This is a genomic window from Oceanivirga salmonicida, from assembly GCF_001517915.1.
GTDB classification, from domain to species: domain Bacteria; phylum Fusobacteriota; class Fusobacteriia; order Fusobacteriales; family Leptotrichiaceae; genus Oceanivirga; species Oceanivirga salmonicida.
In genome coordinates, this window is sequence record NZ_LOQI01000174.1 from 1 (window position 1) to 512 (window position 512).

Annotated in this window: 1 protein-coding gene; it reads left to right on the top strand. The window is 29.5% G+C overall.

Features of this window, described 5'->3' with window-relative positions:
* The first annotated feature begins 186 nt into the window (after nt 1-186).
* A complete protein-coding gene (locus AWT72_RS09555) occupies nt 187-339 on the top strand; it encodes a hypothetical protein (RefSeq protein WP_156413155.1) in 153 nt (50 codons plus the stop codon).
* Nucleotides 340-512 lie beyond the last annotated feature (173 nt).

Here is a 512-nt window from a genome sequence, read left to right on the forward strand (position 1 = left end):
ATAAAACTGTGCTTAATATAATAAAAATTGTTTTGAAATATTTCATATTTTCTCCTTATAAAACAAGTTATAATAATTTATACCTTGTTTTTATATTTATAAAATTCCAGATTTATTTGAAATTTTATTAACTGTTACCAGTTATAGCCTACTGATAAACTACCACCAACTTGAACATTTTTCTTTATGTCTCCATTAACTTTTAATTCAGGATTTCCACCAAAGAAACTTTCAAATATATCAGAAAATCCACCTGAACCAAATCCTGAAAAGCCTTCAAACCCGCCAAAACCACCAAATCCACCTGCTCCTGCACCACCATTTTCAAATGCTGCATGACCAAATCTATCATATGGTAGTTCATACTCAAGTAGAACAGTTAAAGGTAGAGATTTAGAATATAATATAAACCTAAAATTAGAAGATATAGTAAGTGATTATGATGCCAAAGTTAGCTATACTAGAAAAGGTAAATGTAATAGCTGTGATGGAACAGGAGCTCACAATAAAGA